The following is a 15961-nucleotide window of genomic DNA, read 5'->3' on the forward strand; positions in this document are numbered from 1 at the left end:
CAACATGGCCACTTTCACGCTGCCCAAGAACAGCACCATCGGCACCGGCCGGACCTACAAGGCCGAGGCCGGAGCCCGGAACGTCAAGGCGTTCAAGATCTACCGGTTCGATCCCGACACCGGGGAGAATCCGCGCTACGACACCTACGAGATCGATCTCGACAAGTGCGGGCCGATGGTCCTCGACGCGCTGATCAAGATCAAGAACGAGGTGGACACCACGCTGACCTTCCGGCGCTCCTGCCGGGAAGGCATCTGTGGCTCCTGCGCCATGAACATCGACGGCATGAACACGCTCGCGTGCCTCAAGCCGATCGAGGACGTGAAGAAGGACGTCCGCATCACCCCGCTGCCGCACATGCCGGTGGTGAAGGATCTGGTGCCCGACCTGACGCATATCTACGCGCAGCTTCGCTCCATCCAGCCCTGGATGAAGACCGAGACGGCGCCGCCGCCGGACGAGGAGCGCCGCCAGTCCAAGGAAGAGCGCGCCAAGCTGGACGGGCTGTGGGAGTGCATCCTGTGCTTCTGCTGCTCCACGGCCTGCCCATCCTACTGGTGGAACGGCGACCGGTATCTGGGCCCGGCCGTGCTGCTGCAGGCTTATCGCTGGATCGCGGATTCCCGCGACGAGGCGACGGGCGAGCGCCTCGACGATCTTGAGGATCCGTTCCGCCTGTATCGCTGCCACACCATCATGAACTGCGCCGCCACCTGCCCGAAGGGTCTGAACCCCGCCAAGGCGATCGGCGAGATCCGCCAGCTGATGATCGAGCGCCAGAGCTGAATCGCATGGTGACATGAAAAAGGCCGGGGGGCAGGATGCTCCCCGGCCTTTTGCATGCATGGTGTCCTGCGACTATGGCGGGGTAGGCGGTGGTGCCGTCTGGGCCTGCGGCGACCCCCCCCATCGACGGTTGCCTGTGCTGTCCGGGGTGCCAGAGCGTGGCATCCGTTCTTCATCGAATCCAGGCTTCCGGGCGTCGCGCCTCCTGCGCATCGCGGCAGGGGCAAGGTGCGCTGTCGCTTTGGAATGCCGGCCTGTTCTGCTTCCTGGTTCAAAGATGGACCTAATGGTGGTGGTTCCCGTCAGGCTTGCACGCATGCCGCGCAGGGCGGCCATGAAGCGGCGGAATCTTCTTCACAGCCCGGTTGTCGGACAGCCGATAACCCTTTATGCCGCAACGCGATGGATGGCTCGACAAAGCCGGCGCTGAACCCCGCCGCCACCAGTGAAGGTCCGTTGCCCGCCTACCGTGCCCGTGTCGCGGCGGGCGATCTGCGTTCCGACACCGCCCAGGCCCAGGCCGCCGAGATCCTGCAGGACCTTTGGCGCCGCACCCGCGGCTATGATCCGAAGCGGGAGGTGCCGACGGCCGAGCCCGGCAGCGGCTTCATGGGACGGTTCTTCCGCCGCAAGCCGGTAGCGGAGGCTCCGGGCAACACGCCGCAGGGCCTCTACCTCGTGGGGGAGGTCGGGCGCGGCAAGTCCATGCTGATGGACCTGTTCTTCGAATGCGCCGACGTGCCGCGCAAGAAGCGCATCCATTTCCACCAGTTCATGCAGCAGTCGCACCAGCGCATCCATGCCTGGCGGCGGCAGCATGGCGACGCCGCCGATCCCATTCCGCCGCTGGCCGACCAGATCATCGCCGAGGCCTCCCTGCTGTGCTTCGATGAGTTCCAGGTGCATGACATCGCCGACGCGATGATCCTGGGCCGGCTGTTCGAGGCGCTGTTCGCCCGGGGCGCGGTGGTCGTCGCGACTTCCAACACGGCGCCGGACGACCTGTTCAAGGGGCGGCCGGGGCGTGATGCCTTCCTGCCCTTCATCAATCTGATCAAGAAGAACGTCGACGTCCTGCACCTGCAATCGGCGCAGGATTACCGGCGTGGCCGCATCCAGGGGCTGCCCACCTGGCATTCGCCGGCGGATGGCCGGGCGGAACGCGCCCTCGACGCCGCATTCAAGGAACTGACCGGGCAGGCGCAGGGCAGCCGACAGGTGCTGATGGTGCTCGGCCGCCGGGTCGAGGTGCCGCAGGCCGCAGCCGGGGTGGCCCGCGCCGATTTCGACCAGCTGTGCGGACAGGCGCTCGGGCCGGCGGATTACCTGGCCCTGTCCACTCATTTCCACACCCTGGTGCTGGACGGCATCCCGCGCCTGGGCCCCGACAATTTCGACAAGGCGCGGCGGTTCATCACCCTGGTGGACACGCTGTACGAGCATCGCTGTAAGCTGGTCGCCTCCGCCGCTGCGGAACCCGACCGGCTGTACGAGCAGGGTGAGAACGCTGCGATGTTTCAGCGCACCGCGTCCCGCCTCATGGAAATGCAAAGCCACGATTACCTGGGCCTGCCGCACCTGACCTGAGGCGCGGTGGAGAAGGGCCCGGCCACCCGTTCAAAAGGAGCTGCCATGCGAAGCGCCGTGACCGCCTGCCTGCTGGGGATGCTGCTTGTGGGGCTGGCCCCAGTCGCGATGGAGCACAAGGCCGAGGCGGCATCGCCCCGCCGCGAGGCCCAGCCGGCTCCGGTCATGAGCAAGACGGGCAAGGCGCTCACTTCCACGCGCGGGGCCGCGGCCCGGCAGGCGGCGCGGCCCGTGGCGCGCGCCGCCAGCCCGGCGGCGGCCCGTCCGCGCCAGGCCGCCGCCAAGCCGGCGCAGGTGCTGCGCCAGCCGAAGCTGCAGCGCACGGCCAGCCGCGCGCCGCAGGCGCGGGTCGTGGCGCCGCAGCGCACCTCCTGGCAGGCGGGCCTGCCCATGGCCTCGGGCGAGCAGCGCGAATGCCCGATCGGCACCATGGCGACACTCGCGCGCGGGCATGATGACGTGGTGCGCTGCCTGCCTCTTTGATTGCGGGGCCTGACCCGTTCCTCGCCTTCCGCGCGCTGCTTGTCGGGGCGCGGGGAGGGGAGTAGGAAGTCGCTGCACGATTTCCAAATTTCCGCCTGACATTGAATTTCCTGGAAGGAGCCTCAGCATGGCCCGCAACAAGATTGCGCTGATCGGCGCCGGCAATATCGGGGGCACGCTGGCCCACCTGATCGGGCTGAAGGAACTGGGCGACGTCGTGATGTTCGACGTGTTCGGCGGCGTGGCCGCCGGCAAGGCGCTGGACATCATGCAGTCCAGCCCGGTCGATGGTTTCGACAGCGCCATGAGCGGCGGGTCCGATTATTCCGCCATCAAGGATGCCGATGTCATCATCGTCACCGCCGGCTTCCCGCGCATGCCGGGCATGAGCCGCGATGACCTGCTGACCAAGAATGCCGGCGTGATGGGTCAGGTGGCCGAGGGCATCAAGCAATACGCCCCGAACGCCTTCGTGATCTGCATCACCAACCCGCTCGACGTCATGGTCTGGGCGCTGCAGCAGAAGTCGGGCCTGCCGGCGCACAAGGTCGTCGGCATGGCCGGCGTGCTGGACTCCTCGCGCTTCCGCCTGTTCCTGGCGCAGGAATTCGGCGTCTCGGTTGAGGACGTGACCGCCTTCGTCCTCGGCGGCCATGGCGACACCATGGTGCCGCTGACGCGCTATTCCACGGTGGCCGGCATCCCGGTGCCCGACCTGATCAAGATGGGCTGGACCACGCAGGAGAAGATCGACGCCATCGTGGCGCGCACCGCCAATGGCGGCGGCGAGATCGTCAAGCTGCTGGAAAAGGGCTCCGCCTTCTATGCCCCGGCGGCGTCCGCCGTGGCGATGGCCGAGAGCTACCTGAAGGACAAGAAGCGCGTCCTGCCCTGCGCCGTCATGCTGAACGGCGAGTATGGCCAGAAGGATTTCTATGTCGGCGTGCCGGTCGTGATCGGCAAGGACGGCGTGGAGAAGGTGGTCGAGGTCGAGTTCCTCCCCGAGGAGAAGGCCGCCTTCGACAAGTCTTGCGACGCGGTCAAGAAGCTCGTCGAGGACTTCAAGAAGCTCGGTGTCTGAGCGTGCCTGCCGGGGCCCTGGGCCCCGGCAACAATCCGGCCGGGCCACGGCCGTCCAGCCCATACAGAGGGTGAGCGGATGAATATTCACGAGTATCAGGGCAAGGAGCTGCTGCGCCGCTATGGCGTCGCGGTGCTCGATGGCCATGTGGCCTGGACCGCCGAAGAGGCGGCCGAGGCGGCGAAGAAGCTGCCTGGTCCCGTTTATGTGGTGAAGTCGCAGATCCATGCCGGTGGGCGTGGCGCCGGCCGCTTCAAGGAGGACCCGAACGGCAAGGGCGGCGTGCGCGTCGTCAAGTCGGTCGAGGACGTGAAGGCGGCCGCGGACGCCATGATCGGCAAGACGCTGGTGACCAAGCAGACCGGCGAGGCCGGCAAGCTCGTGTCCCGCGTCTATGTCGAGGATGGCTGCGACATCAAGCGCGAGCTGTATCTCTCGTTGCTGGTGGACCGCGACACGTCCCGCATCGTCATCATGGCGTCCACCGAGGGCGGCATGGAGATCGAGGAGGTCGCGGAGCACAATCCGGAGAAGATCCTGAAGGCGGTCGTCGATCCGGCCTCGGGCGTTTCCGGCTTCCATGCCCGCAAGCTGGCCTTCGGCCTTGGGCTGGAAGGCAAGCAGGTCGCCGCCTTCACCAAGTTCGTGTCCGCCATGTACAAGGCGTTCGTCGAGCTGGATTGCGCCATTGTCGAGATCAACCCGCTGGTGGTGACCGGCGCGGGCGACGTGGTGGCGCTGGACGCCAAGGTGTCCTTCGACGACAACGCGCTGTTCCGCCACAAGGACCTCGAGGCCCTGCGCGACGACAGCGAGATGGACCCGAAGGAGCTGGAAGCCGTCAAGCACGACCTCAATTACGTCGCGCTGGATGGCGAGATCGGCTGCATGGTGAACGGGGCGGGCCTCGCCATGGCCACCATGGACATCATCAAGCTGTACGGCTCCTCGCCGGCCAACTTCCTCGATGTTGGCGGCACCGCGACGGCGGAGCGCGTGACCGAGGCGTTCCGCATCATCACTTCCGACAGCAACGTCAAGGCGATCCTGGTCAACATCTTCGGTGGCATCGCCAAGTGCGACATGATCGCCAACGGCGTTGTCGCGGCCGCCAAGAACCTGACGCTGTCGGTGCCGCTGGTGGTGCGCCTGGAAGGCACGAACGTCGAACTCGGCAAGAAGATCCTGGCGGAATCCGGCCTGAAGATCATCCCCGCCGACAACCTGGCCGACGCCGCCGAGAAGGTGGTGCGCGCCGTGAAGGAGGCCGCGTAACATGGCCATTCTCGTCGACGCGAACACGAAGGTGATGACCCAGGGCTTCACCGGCTCGCAGGGCACCTTCCATGCCGAGCAGGGCATCGCCTACGGCTCCAACTATGTGGGCGGCGTGACGCCGGGCAAGGGTGGCCAGACCCACCTGAACCTGCCGGTGTTCAACACCGTCGCCGAATGCGCGGAGCGGACCGGCGCCAACGCCTCCGTCATCTACGTGCCGCCGCCCTTCGCCGCGGATTCCATCCTGGAAGCGATCGACGCCGAGATCCCGCTGATCATCTGCATCACCGAGGGAATCCCGGTGATCGACATGATCAAGGTCAAGCGCGCCCTTTCGGGCAGCAAGTCCCGCCTGATCGGGCCGAACTGCCCGGGCGTGATCACGCCGGAAGCCTGCAAGATCGGCATCATGCCGGGCCATATCCACAAGCGCGGCTCGGTCGGCATCGTGTCCCGCTCGGGCACGCTGACCTATGAGGCGGTGGCGCAGACCACGGCGGCCGGGCTCGGCCAGTCCACCTGCGTCGGCATTGGCGGCGATCCGGTGAAGGGCACCGACTTCACCGAGGTGCTGGAAATGTTCCTGGCCGATGACGAAACGAAGTCGATCGTCATGATCGGCGAGATCGGCGGCCAGTCCGAGATCCAGGCCGCCGAGTTCCTCGGCCGCGAGAACAAGCCGGGCTCCAGGAACTACAAGCCCGTGGTCGGCTTCATCGCCGGTGCGACCGCCCCTCCGGGCCGCCGCATGGGCCATGCCGGCGCCGTCATCTCCGGTGGCCGCGACACCGCGGCGGCGAAGATGGAGGCGATGCGCGAGGCGGGGATCCATGTGGCCGAAAGCCCCGCGGCGCTGGGCTCGACCATGGTGAAGGCCCTGCGTGGCTGATGTTTGTTGCGCCGCAGCATGGCAGTGGTGGGTGGCGCGGGTCTGACATGCAGGCCCGCGACGAACGACCTGTTCACCCGCAATGTTGCAGCAACATCCTGTGTGATATGCAGCGCCGCCCCTATATAGGGGCGGCGTTCCATTTTCCGACGCCCTGAACTGAACTGACGCCCTGTGCCCGCCGAGGCCCGGGCGAGGAGGAGATGATGGCCGGTATCGACATCCTGGCAAGCGCGATGGTGGGGGCCAATGCCACCTTCCTCGCCGACCTTTACGCGCGCTGGGTGGAAAATCCGGACAGCGTGGACGTCTCCTTCCAGGAGCTGTTCGCGGCGCTGAACGACGATGCCCGCGCCGTGCTGCACGACGCCTCCGGCGCCTCCTGGGCGCCGCGCCCGCGCGGCGAGTTCGCGCCCGCGCCCGAGGCGCCGAAGGCCGATCCGAAGAAGCCGGGTGCCGCCCCGGCCGCCAGCCCCGCCGCCGCCCGCCAGCAGGTGCTGGATTCGCTGCGCGCCCTGATGCTGATCCGCGCTTATCGCGTGCGCGGGCATCTGGAAGCCCAACTCGACCCGCTGCACCTGACCAAGCCCAAGGCGCATCCGGAGCTGGACCCCAGGACCTACGGCTTCAGTGACGCCGACATGGACCGGCCGATCTTCATTGACCGCGTCCTGGGCAAGGAAACCGCGACGCTGCGCGAGATCATGTCGATCCTGCGCGCCACTTATTGTGGCCCGATCGGCGTCGAGTTCATGCATATCCAGGACCCGGAGCAGAAATCCTGGATCCAGCAGAAGGTCGAGGGCGCGCCCTGGACCCGCAGTTTCGACGCCGCCGCCAAGCGCCAGATCCTGCAGCAGCTGACCGAGGCCGAAGGGTTCGAATCCTTCTGCGCCCGCAAATATGTCGGCACCAAGCGCTTCGGGCTGGAAGGCGGCGAGGTCACCATTCCTGCCCTGCAGACCATTATCGCCACGGCGGCCGATGAGGGCGTTTCCGAGATCGCCATCGGCATGCCGCATCGCGGCCGCCTGAACACGCTGGTGAACGTGGTGAAGAAGCCCTTCACCAAGGTGTTCGCCGAGTTCAAGGGCATCTCCGCCAACCCTGACGACGTGCAGGGCTCCGGCGACGTGAAGTACCACCTGGGTACCTCCACCGATATCGAGATCAATGGCCGGCAGGTCCATCTGTCGCTGCAGCCCAACCCTTCCCACCTTGAGGTGGTGGACCCCGTGGTCGCGGGGAAGGTGCGCGCGCGCCAGGACATGGCCGGCGACACTAAGGGCCGCCGCTCGGTGATGGGCATCCTGCTGCATGGCGACGCCGCCTTCGCGGGCCAGGGCGTGGTTTATGAGACGCTGGCGATGAGCCAGCTCATCGGCTACCGCACCGGCGGCACGGTGCATGTGATCGTCAACAACCAGATCGGCTTCACCACCGTGCCGGCGCATGCCTATTCCGGCCTGTACTGCACGGATGTCGCGAAGTCGGTTCAGGCGCCGATCCTGCACGTCAATGGCGACGACCCGGAGGCCGTGGTGTTCGCCGCCCGGATGGCCGCCGAGTACCGCATGAAGTTCGGCGCCGATGTGGTGCTGGACATCGTCTGCTATCGCCGCCACGGCCATAACGAGACGGACGAGCCGGCCTTCACCCAGCCCATCATGTATGGCCGCATCAAGGAAACGCGCACCACGCGCACCCTGTATGCGGAGCGCCTGGCGCAGTCCGGCGCCGTGCCGGCCGAAGAAGGCAAGGCCATGCTGGACGCGTTCTACGCCCAGCTGGAGGAAGCCTTCCAGGCGGCGCAAACCTTCAAGCCCAACAAGGCCGACTGGCTGGAAGGCCACTGGGCCGGGCTGAAGGCCGCCGGCTCCGAGGAGGAGGAAAAGGAGGACGGCACCGCTGTCGCCCTGGACACGCTGCGCGAGGTGGGCATGGCGCTGGCCCGCGTGCCGGCCGACTTCAACACCAATTCCAAGATCACCCGCCAGCTTGACGCCAAGAGGAACGCCATCGAGAGCGGCGAGGGCATCGACTGGGCGACGGGCGAGGCGCTGGCCTTCGGCTCCCTGCTGCTGGAAGGGCACCGCATCCGCCTGTCCGGCGAGGATGTGCAGCGTGGCACCTTCTCCCACCGCCACTGCGTCCTGATCGACCAGAAGACGCAGGCGGAATACATGCCGCTGAACAACATCCGCGACGGCCAGAAGCGGATGGAAGCCTTCAACTCCCTGTTGTCCGAGATGGGCGTGCTGGGCTTCGACTATGGCTACACCCTGGCCGACCCGCAGACCCTGGTGCTGTGGGAAGCGCAGTTCGGCGATTTCGCCAATGGCGCGCAGGTGGTGATCGACCAGTTCATCGCCTCGGCCGAGACGAAGTGGCTGCGCATGTCCGGCCTCGTGATGCTGCTGCCGCATGGCTATGAAGGGCAGGGGCCGGAGCATTCCTCCGCCCGCCTGGAGCGCTATCTCCAGCTTTGCGCCGAGAAGAACATGGCGGTGTGCAACTTCACCACGCCCGCCAACTACTTCCATGCCCTGCGCCGCCAGCTGAAGCGCAATTACCGCAAGCCGCTCGTGGTGATGACCCCGAAATCGCTGCTGCGCCACAAGCTGGCCGTCAGTTCCCTGGCCGATTTCGCGCCGGGCAGCATCTTCCAAACCGTGATCCCCGAGGTCGATGCCATCGCGGCGCCCGACCAGGTGAAGCGCGTCGTGATCTGCACGGGCAAGGTTTACTACGACCTGCTGCAGGAGCGCCGCGACAAGAAGGTGCAGGATGTGGCGATCATCCGCATGGAGCAGATGTATCCCTTCCCGGCGCGCTCGCTGGCGCGGGCCCTGGCCGAATACAAGAACGCCGAAATCGTGTGGTGCCAGGAGGAGCCGGAGAACATGGGCGCCTGGAACTTCCTCGACCGGCGCATCGAGAAGGTTCTCAGGGAACTCGGCAACAAGGCGCAGCGCCCCTCCTATGTCGGGCGCGAGGAGGCGGCCAGCCCCGCCACCGGCTCCGCCAAGGTCCATCAGCAACAGCAGGAAGCCCTGGTGCGCGAAGCGCTGGGTCTTTCCTGACCACCTCACCTCATTGATCAGCATAGCTGCAGCGGCATAAAGGCGACGGCAGAATGACCGAGATTTTGGTGCCCACCCTGGGCGAAAGCGTGTCCACGGCCACCGTGGCGAAGTGGATGAAGAAGGCCGGGGAGGCCGTGGCCGCCGATGAGCCGCTGGTGGAGCTGGAGACCGACAAGGTCACGGTGGAGGTGAACGCCCCCGCCGCCGGCGTGCTGGAGGCGATCGCCGCCGATGAGGGCGCCGAGGTCGAGCCGGGTGCCATCCTGGGCACCATCTCCGCCGGGGAGGGCAAGGTCTCCCCCAAGGCGACCGAGGTTCCCGGCACGGAGAAGCCGCCGGCCCCCAAAGCTTCCGGCGCCACCGCCGGCAACCCGGCCAACGCGCCGAAGGTCGAGGCGCCGCGCGCCGAAACCGGCCCGGTGTCCCGCCCGGGCGGCGGCGGCGGCCACGCCCCGCTGCCGGCGGCGGCCAAGATGATGGAGGAGAACAGCCTTTCCGCCGGGCAGATTGGCGCCGGCACCGCCAAGGATGGCCGCATCAGCAAGGGCGACGTGCAGGCGTTCCTGTCCCGCCCTGCGCCGGAGGCCCCGAAGGCGGCCCCCAAGGCCCCCCGCGCCCTGGAAGGCGGCGAGGAGCGGGTGAAGATGACCCGCCTGCGCAAGACCATCGCCAACCGGCTGAAGGAGGCGCAGAACACCGCCGCCATGCTGACCACCTTCAACGAGGTGGACATGTCGGCCGTGATGGCCCTGCGCAGCGAATACAAGGACGCCTTCGAGAAGAAGCTCGGCACCAAGCTCGGCTTCATGTCCTTCTTCGTGAAGGCCTGCGTGGCGGCGCTGAAGGACTACCCGGCGGTCAATGCCGAGATCGACGGCGACGACATCGTCTACAAGAACTTCGTGCATATGGGCATCGCGGTGGGCGGCCCCTCCGGCCTTGTCGTGCCGGTGCTGCGCAACGCCGACCAGCTTTCCTTCGCCGAGATCGAGAAGGGCATCTCCAACTTCGGCAAGCGCGCCCGTGACGGCCAGCTGAAGCTGGAGGAGCTTTCGGGCGGTTCCTTCACCATCACCAATGGCGGCATCTACGGCTCGCTGATGTCGACGCCGATCCTGAACCCGCCGCAATCGGGCATCCTGGGCATGCACAAGATCCAGGAGCGGCCGATGGTGGTGAACGGCAAGATCGAGATCCGCCCGATGATGTATCTGGCGCTTTCCTACGATCACCGCATCGTCGACGGGAAGGAGGCGGTGTCCTTCCTGGTGCGCGTTAAGGAAAGCATCGAGGACCCGCGCCGCCTGCTGCTGGATCTCTGATCCTCGGCGGCCGGCCGGAACAGGGCGGGGCTTCGGCTCCGCCTTTTTTGTTGCCCGCCATCCGGCGCCTTCCAGGGCCGTGCCGACGGGGCTGCGGGGCGGGACTGTCCGGAATGGGGCGCAGGAATGCGGCGCAGCCTCTTGCCCGCCAGGCGTTACCGCGCCAGTTTGCGGCCGGTCCATTTTGTCAAGCAGGTGCTTCGCTCATGTCCGACAGCTTCGACGTCATCGTCATCGGTGCCGGCCCCGGTGGTTATGTTTGCGCCATCCGCGCCGCCCAGCTCGGCATGAAGGTGGCCTGCGTGGAGAAGCGCGCCACCCTGGGCGGCACCTGCCTCAATGTCGGCTGCATCCCCTCCAAGGCGCTGCTGCAATCCTCGGAAAGCTTCGAGGAAACCAAGCACAAGTTCGCCGATCACGGCATTCTGGTGGACGGCGTGAAGCTGGATCTGGCGCGGATGCAGGCGCGGAAGGGCGAGGTCGTCTCGGCCAACACCAAGGGCGTCGAGTTCCTGTTCAAGAAGAACAAGATCACCTGGCTGAAGGGCGAGGGAAAGATCACCGCCCCCGGCAAGGTCGAGGTCGCCGGCCAGACCTATGACGCCAAGAACATCGTTATCGCCACCGGCTCCGACAGCGCCCCGCTGCGCGGCGTTGAGGTGGACGAGAAGCAGATCGTCACCTCCACCGGCGCGCTGGAGCTGGAGAAGGTGCCGGGCCACCTCGTGGTCATCGGCGGCGGCGTGATCGGGCTGGAGCTGGGCTCCGTTTGGCGACGCCTGGGTGCCGAGGTCACGGTGATCGAGTATCTGGACCGCCTGGCCCCCGGCATGGATGGCGAGACCGCCAAGCAGTTTGAGCGCGTGCTCGGCAAGCAGGGCATCAAGTTCAAGCTGAAGTCCAAGGTGACCGGCGCCGCCAAGTCGGCCGAGGGCGTGACCCTGACGGTGGAGCCCGCCGCCGGCGGCGCGGCCGAGGAAATCAAGGCCGACGTGGTGCTGCTGGCCATTGGCCGCCGTCCTTACACCGACGGGCTGGGGCTGGCTGAGGTGGGCGTCGAGCTGGATGAGCGCGGCCGGGTGAAGACCGACAAGCACTTCGCCACCAACATCCCCGGCATCTATGCCATCGGCGACGTCATCGCCGGCGCCATGTTGGCCCACAAGGCCGAGGATGAGGGCGTGGCCCTGGCCGAGCGCCTGGCCGGGCAGGCGGGCCATGTGAACTACGCCGTGATCCCCGCCATCGTCTACACCTGGCCCGAGATCGCCAGCGTGGGCGAGACGGAGGAGGAGCTGAAGGCGCGCGGGCAGGCCTACAAGGTCGGCAAGTTCCCCTTCATGGCCAATGGCCGCGCCCGCGCCATGGGCGACACCGATGGCTTCGTGAAGATCCTGGCCGACAAGGAAACGGACCGCGTGCTGGGGGCCCACATCCTGGGCCCGGATGCCGGCACGCTGATCGCCGAGGTGGCCATCGCCATGGAGTTCGGCGCCAGCGCCGAGGATGTGGCGCGCACCTGCCATGCCCACCCGACGCTGAACGAGGCGGTGAAGGAAGCGGCGCTGGCCGTGGATGGCCGCCCGCTGCACATCTGAGCCCCTGGGGCTGAACCATGTCGAAGGCGACGCGCGCCACGCAGGCCCTGCGGAAGCTGGGCGTCGCCTTCACCCTGCACAGCTATGACTACGACCCGGAAGCGGCCAGCATCGGCCTCGCCGCCGCCGAGGCACTGGGCGAGCCGCCCGCCCGGGTGCTGAAGACGCTGATGGCCGAGGTGGATGGGCGCCCGGTCTGCGCCGTGGTGCCTTCCAACCGCGAAATATCGATGAAGAAGCTGGCGGTGGCCTTTGGCGGCAAGTCGGCGCGGATGCTGCCGCCGCCCGAGGCGGAGCGCCTGACCGGCTATCATGTGGGCGGCATCAGCCCCTTCGGCCAGAAGCGCGCCCTGCCGGCCGTGCTCGAACAGGCGGCGATGGGGGAGCCGCATGTGTTCCTCAATGGCGGCCAGCGCGGGCTGCAGGTCCGCCTGCGGCCGGAGGATGCCCTGAAGGCGCTGGGCGGCCGCTCCGCTTCCCTGATTGCCTGAACGGGACCGCCCGGACGGGCTGAGGCCCCGGGCGGGATTGAGCCCCTGATGGGATTGGGCCCCTGATGGGATTGAGCCTGGGGCGGGGTTGAGGCCGGCCGGCGCCCCACCATCTGCTGCAGCATGATCACAAACAACGTCCAGGGCCAACGCTCCTGGAAACGGAAGGCCACGGGCGTGTTCCTGCTGGTGCTGGGCGTGCTGGGGCTGGTGCTGCCCGTGCTGCAGGGCGGGCTGTTCCTGCTGCTGGGCGTGTTCGTGCTGCGCGACCAATATGCGTGGTCGCGCCGCTGCCTCGGCTGGTGCCATGCGCGCTGGCCCCGGCAGATGGACAGGATGGACGGGCTGGAGGCGAGGCTGCTGGACCGCGGCCGCGCCTGGGGCAGGCGCCTGGGCTTCGGCCCGGGCGGCTAGAGCATTTTCCGCCCGCACCGGCTCCCTTCAAATGCTCTGGCTCTTTGTTCAGTCGAGCATCTTCAACCGATCGGGCGATATCGGCCGATCGGGATCTGCTCCAGGGGCGTGCGGGATCAGCCGGTCCGGCCGTGGCTTTGCCGCAGGCTGAGGATCTGCACCGAGCGTGGCAGCTCGATCAGGAACTCCGCGTCGCGCGGCAGGTGGTGAACATCGGTGGGATCGGCGCCGGTGAAGGCGGCCATCGCCGCGATGCTCGGCCAGTAGGAGATGGTCACGAACTCGCTCTCGCCGGCACGATCCTCGCGGAAGGTCTGGACGCCCAGCGCCTTCTCGATCAGCGGGCGGATGCCGGCCTCGAAATTATAGGCTTCGTATTCATCGGCGCGGTCCCGCGGGACGCGGCCCCGCCAGACACGGGCGATGGCGGGGCGGAAAGCGTTGTCTTGCATGGCCATGCGTCTCCTCCGCCGGGCGATTCTGGCAATCGGATGGAAGCTGGCCGCGTGCGCGGCGGCTTCCCGGCCCGATCTTCAGAATGGATGATCCGGCGGCAAATCGAAATGAATTGATCATGGGTGGGCGCGGCCTGCCATCAATGCCGGGCCTCCCTGGCGGAATGGCCGCCGCTGCTCATTCCGCGCGGGGATGCGCCTTCTGCCAGGTTTCCAGCAGCCGCACCGCGTCCACCGTGGTGTAGCGCTGGGTGGTGGACAGGCTGGCATGGCCCAGCAATTCCTGGATGGAGCGCAGGTCGCCCCCGGCCCCCAGCAGATGGGTGGCGAAGGAATGCCGCAGCGCATGGGGCGTGGCATTCTCCGGCAGCCCGGCCAGGCGGCGGTAATCGCGCAGGGCCTTCTGCGCCACGGCGGGGTCCAGCCTGCCGCCGCGCGCGCCGGTGAACAGCGGCGCCTCGGGCGGCGGATTGCCGCGCAGGGCGACATAGGCTGCCACCGCCTGCGCCACGGCGGGCAGCACCGGCACGATTCGCTCCTTGTTGCCCTTGCCGCGCACCTTCAGGCCCTGGCCAGCGCGCGGCGCGTCGCGGATGTCGAGTCCAAGAGCCTCCGAGATGCGCAACCCGCAGCCATAAAGCAGGGTGAACAGGGCGGTGTCGCGGGCCGCCTGCAAGGGCGTGTGCTCCACCGAGCCGACCGAGCCCGCCACCTCGCGCGCCTGTTCCGCCGTCAGGGGGCGGGGGGCGGGGGGCACCACCCTCGGGCCGCGCAACCCTGCGAGTGCCAGCGGCTCGATCCCGTGATGCCGCGCCAGGAAGCGCAGAAAGCCGCGCAGGGCCGCCAGCTGCCGGGCGCGGGTGGCGTTGCCGACCTTGTCCCGCGTGGCGCGCTCGGCCAGGAAGGCGCGGATATCGGCCGGGCGCAGCGCGGCGATGGCGCCGAGATCCGGCTCGGCCCCCTGGTGGCGGGTCAGGAATCCCAGGAAATCGGCCAGGTCGGCGCCATAGGCGGCCAGGGTGTGCGGGCTGGCGCGCCGTTCCCGGGCGAGCCAGTCCAGCCAGCGCTGCCGTGCCTCCAATCCCGTCATCGCGGCTTCCCCTCGATGCGGCTCAGGGCGGCGGCCAGGGCGGCGGCCAGGAATTGCAACTGGGCGGCGGCGCCGCGGCTGGGCAGCGCCGCCTTGTCGCGGGCGCCCAGCACCAGCAGCGTCGGGGGGCCGGGCAGCGGCACCAGGGCGAGGGCATCCCGCAGCACCAGCGCCGCCGCCTCGGCATGCAGCAGGAGCAGTTCGGTCGGCTCCAGCCGGATGAGGGCCTCCCGCCCGGCAGGCATCAGGCGGGAAACGCTTCCGGCCGGCAGCGACAGGCGATGCGCGGCGGGCGGCCCCTCGCTGGCCAGGGCGCAATGTTCCAGCCCCAGCAGGGCAGGCCATTCCTGCGCCACCGTTTCGGCCGGGTCGCGGCTGGCGATCAGCGCCAGGATGGCGGCCTGGATGCGGGCGGCGAAGCCATCGCCTTCGCGCGCGGCCTCGGTCAGGTGGCGCGTGGCCGCGCGCTCGGCGGTGATCATCGCCGCCATGTGGTCGGCCAGTTCCTCGCCATGCACGCGGCGGGGCGGGGCCAGCAGCCGGTACAGGTCCGGCCGCCCGGCCAGGAAGCCCGGATGGTCGCGCAGCCAGCCGGCCACGTCCTCCTCATTCATCGGGCGCGGGCCGGCAGGCGGAAAAGGCGGGTCATGCGGCGCAGAGAAGGGCAGCGGGGCCCGCGCGTCAAAGAAAACCCGCCCTGGCGTGTCAGAGGATGCTCTGACCGGTCTTCTTCCAGTCCGCGGTAAAGGCCTCCAGCCCACGGTCGGTCAGCGGATGCTTGATCAGCTGGCGGATCACGGCGGGCGGCAGGGTGGCCACATGCGCGCCGAGCTTGGCGGCCTGCGCCAGGTGCAGCGGATGGCGGATGGAGGCCACCAGCACCTGCGTGGTCAGGTCCGGGTAGTTGCGGTAGATCTGCACGATGTCGGCGATCAGCTGCATGCCGTCCTGCGCCAGGTCGTCCAGCCGGCCCACGAAGGGGGAGATGTAGGTGGCGCCCGCCTTGGCCGCCAGCAGCGCCTGGGTGGGGGAGAAGCACAGCGTCACGTTGACCGGCGTGCCTTCCTGCGTCAGCACCCGGCAGGTGCGCAGCCCGGCCTCCGTCAGCGGCACCTTGACCGTGACATTGCCGGCGATGTCACGCAGGTAGCGGCCCTCGGCCAACATGGTTTCATGGTCTTCCGCCGTCACCTCGGCGGAAACCGGGCCCGGGGTGATGTCGCAGATCTCGGCGATCACCTCGCTCATCTTGCGGCCCGACTTGGCGATCAGCGAGGGGTTGGTGGTGACGCCATCCACCATGCCAAGCTCAGCCAGGGCACGGATATCGGCCACCTCGGCCGTGTCGACAAAGAACTTCATGGGGCAGGCCTCCGGTTGCGCCGAGGGTTTAGCAAGCC

General features: G+C 68.0%; 15 protein-coding genes. 11 read left to right on the forward strand and 4 right to left on the reverse strand.

All coding sequences use genetic code 11. From position 1 onward, the window contains the following. Window positions 1-4 precede the first annotated feature (4 nt). The 11 genes from F0Q34_RS02340 (at window position 5) to F0Q34_RS02390 (ending at window position 13016) form a co-directional block, all read left to right on the forward strand. Window positions 5-787, forward strand: a complete 783-nt coding sequence (locus tag F0Q34_RS02340) for a succinate dehydrogenase iron-sulfur subunit (RefSeq protein ID WP_149810503.1) — start codon at window positions 5-7, stop codon at window positions 785-787. Between the two features lie 402 nt (window positions 788-1189). Further along, a complete protein-coding gene (gene zapE, locus F0Q34_RS02345; RefSeq protein WP_149810504.1) occupies window positions 1190-2374 on the forward strand; it encodes a cell division protein ZapE in 1185 nt (394 codons plus the stop codon). 45 nt (window positions 2375-2419) lie between these two features. Continuing rightward, complete coding sequence (locus F0Q34_RS02350) at window positions 2420-2857, forward strand: hypothetical protein (RefSeq protein WP_149810505.1); 438 nt, start codon at window positions 2420-2422, stop codon at window positions 2855-2857. Window positions 2858-2984: 127 nt separating this feature from the next. Continuing rightward, the gene (gene mdh, locus F0Q34_RS02355) at window positions 2985-3938 is read left to right on the forward strand and encodes a malate dehydrogenase (protein ID WP_149810506.1); all 954 of its coding nucleotides are present in this window, start codon (window positions 2985-2987) and stop codon (window positions 3936-3938) included. Window positions 3939-4016: 78 nt separating this feature from the next. Then, the gene (gene sucC / locus F0Q34_RS02360; RefSeq protein ID WP_149810507.1) at window positions 4017-5213 is read left to right on the forward strand and encodes an ADP-forming succinate--CoA ligase subunit beta; all 1197 of its coding nucleotides are present in this window, start codon (window positions 4017-4019) and stop codon (window positions 5211-5213) included. A gap of 1 nt (window position 5214) precedes the next feature. After that, complete coding sequence (sucD, locus tag F0Q34_RS02365; protein WP_149810508.1) at window positions 5215-6105, forward strand: succinate--CoA ligase subunit alpha; 891 nt, start codon at window positions 5215-5217, stop codon at window positions 6103-6105. A gap of 206 nt (window positions 6106-6311) precedes the next feature. Further along, window positions 6312-9188 (forward strand): 2-oxoglutarate dehydrogenase E1 component, encoded by a 2877-nt coding sequence (locus F0Q34_RS02370; protein ID WP_149810509.1) that lies wholly within the window; start codon window positions 6312-6314, stop codon window positions 9186-9188. 53 nt (window positions 9189-9241) lie between these two features. Further along, entirely contained in the window at window positions 9242-10513 is a 1272-nt protein-coding gene (odhB, locus tag F0Q34_RS02375; RefSeq protein WP_149810510.1) for a 2-oxoglutarate dehydrogenase complex dihydrolipoyllysine-residue succinyltransferase, read from the forward strand. A gap of 113 nt (window positions 10514-10626) precedes the next feature. After that, window positions 10627-12111 carry a dihydrolipoyl dehydrogenase gene (gene lpdA / locus F0Q34_RS02380; RefSeq protein WP_370750887.1) on the forward strand — a complete coding sequence of 495 codons (1485 nt, stop codon included), beginning with the start codon at window positions 10627-10629 and terminating at the stop codon, window positions 12109-12111. Between the two features lie 17 nt (window positions 12112-12128). Beyond that, entirely contained in the window at window positions 12129-12602 is a 474-nt protein-coding gene (ybaK, locus tag F0Q34_RS02385; protein WP_149810512.1) for a Cys-tRNA(Pro) deacylase, read from the forward strand. 177 nt (window positions 12603-12779) lie between these two features. After that, window positions 12780-13016: a hypothetical protein gene (locus tag F0Q34_RS02390; protein WP_161600758.1), complete on the forward strand. Its 237-nt coding sequence runs from the start codon at window positions 12780-12782 to the stop codon at window positions 13014-13016. A gap of 116 nt (window positions 13017-13132) precedes the next feature. Here F0Q34_RS02390 and F0Q34_RS02395 read toward each other — a convergent pair whose 3' ends face one another. The 4 genes from F0Q34_RS02395 to fsa form a co-directional block, all read right to left on the reverse strand. Beyond that, window positions 13133-13468 carry an antibiotic biosynthesis monooxygenase family protein gene (locus F0Q34_RS02395; RefSeq protein WP_206667939.1) on the reverse strand — a complete coding sequence of 112 codons (336 nt, stop codon included), beginning with the start codon at window positions 13466-13468 and terminating at the stop codon, window positions 13133-13135. Between the two features lie 181 nt (window positions 13469-13649). Continuing rightward, the gene (locus F0Q34_RS02400; RefSeq protein ID WP_149810515.1) at window positions 13650-14561 is read right to left on the reverse strand and encodes a tyrosine recombinase XerC; all 912 of its coding nucleotides are present in this window, start codon (window positions 14559-14561) and stop codon (window positions 13650-13652) included. After that, entirely contained in the window at window positions 14558-15175 is a 618-nt protein-coding gene (locus F0Q34_RS02405; protein ID WP_149810516.1) for a DUF484 family protein, read from the reverse strand. Before F0Q34_RS02405 ends, F0Q34_RS02400 begins: the two co-directional genes overlap by 4 nt. 91 nt (window positions 15176-15266) lie before the next feature. Then, on the reverse strand, window positions 15267-15923 hold the full coding sequence (fsa, locus tag F0Q34_RS02410; RefSeq protein WP_149810517.1) for a fructose-6-phosphate aldolase: 657 nt from the start codon (window positions 15921-15923) through the stop codon (window positions 15267-15269). Between the last annotated feature and the right edge of the window lie 38 nt (window positions 15924-15961).

The organism is Teichococcus oryzae (assembly GCF_008386565.1).
Taxonomy (GTDB): Bacteria; Pseudomonadota; Alphaproteobacteria; order Acetobacterales; family Acetobacteraceae; genus Pseudoroseomonas; species Pseudoroseomonas oryzae.

Excerpts from the sequence above, each read along its gene's own strand:
- F0Q34_RS02350 (WP_149810505.1), top strand. The coding sequence starts at position 2,420 with ATGCGAAGCGCCGTGACCGCCTGCCTGCTGGGGATGCTGCTTGTGGGG.
- fsa (WP_149810517.1), bottom strand. The coding sequence starts at position 15,923 with ATGAAGTTCTTTGTCGACACGGCCGAGGTGGCCGATATCCGTGCCCTG.
- F0Q34_RS02395 (WP_206667939.1), bottom strand. The coding sequence starts at position 13,468 with ATGCAAGACAACGCTTTCCGCCCCGCCATCGCCCGTGTCTGGCGGGGC.
- sucC (WP_149810507.1), top strand. The coding sequence starts at position 4,017 with ATGAATATTCACGAGTATCAGGGCAAGGAGCTGCTGCGCCGCTATGGC.
- F0Q34_RS02405 (WP_149810516.1), bottom strand. The coding sequence starts at position 15,175 with ATGAATGAGGAGGACGTGGCCGGCTGGCTGCGCGACCATCCGGGCTTC.
- F0Q34_RS02370 (WP_149810509.1), top strand. The coding sequence starts at position 6,312 with ATGGCCGGTATCGACATCCTGGCAAGCGCGATGGTGGGGGCCAATGCC.
- F0Q34_RS02340 (WP_149810503.1), top strand. The coding sequence starts at position 5 with ATGGCCACTTTCACGCTGCCCAAGAACAGCACCATCGGCACCGGCCGG.
- lpdA (WP_370750887.1), top strand. The coding sequence starts at position 10,627 with ATGGGGCGCAGGAATGCGGCGCAGCCTCTTGCCCGCCAGGCGTTACCG.
- sucD (WP_149810508.1), top strand. The coding sequence starts at position 5,215 with ATGGCCATTCTCGTCGACGCGAACACGAAGGTGATGACCCAGGGCTTC.
- zapE (WP_149810504.1), top strand. The coding sequence starts at position 1,190 with ATGGATGGCTCGACAAAGCCGGCGCTGAACCCCGCCGCCACCAGTGAA.
- mdh (WP_149810506.1), top strand. The coding sequence starts at position 2,985 with ATGGCCCGCAACAAGATTGCGCTGATCGGCGCCGGCAATATCGGGGGC.
- F0Q34_RS02400 (WP_149810515.1), bottom strand. The coding sequence starts at position 14,561 with ATGACGGGATTGGAGGCACGGCAGCGCTGGCTGGACTGGCTCGCCCGG.
- odhB (WP_149810510.1), top strand. The coding sequence starts at position 9,242 with ATGACCGAGATTTTGGTGCCCACCCTGGGCGAAAGCGTGTCCACGGCC.
- ybaK (WP_149810512.1), top strand. The coding sequence starts at position 12,129 with ATGTCGAAGGCGACGCGCGCCACGCAGGCCCTGCGGAAGCTGGGCGTC.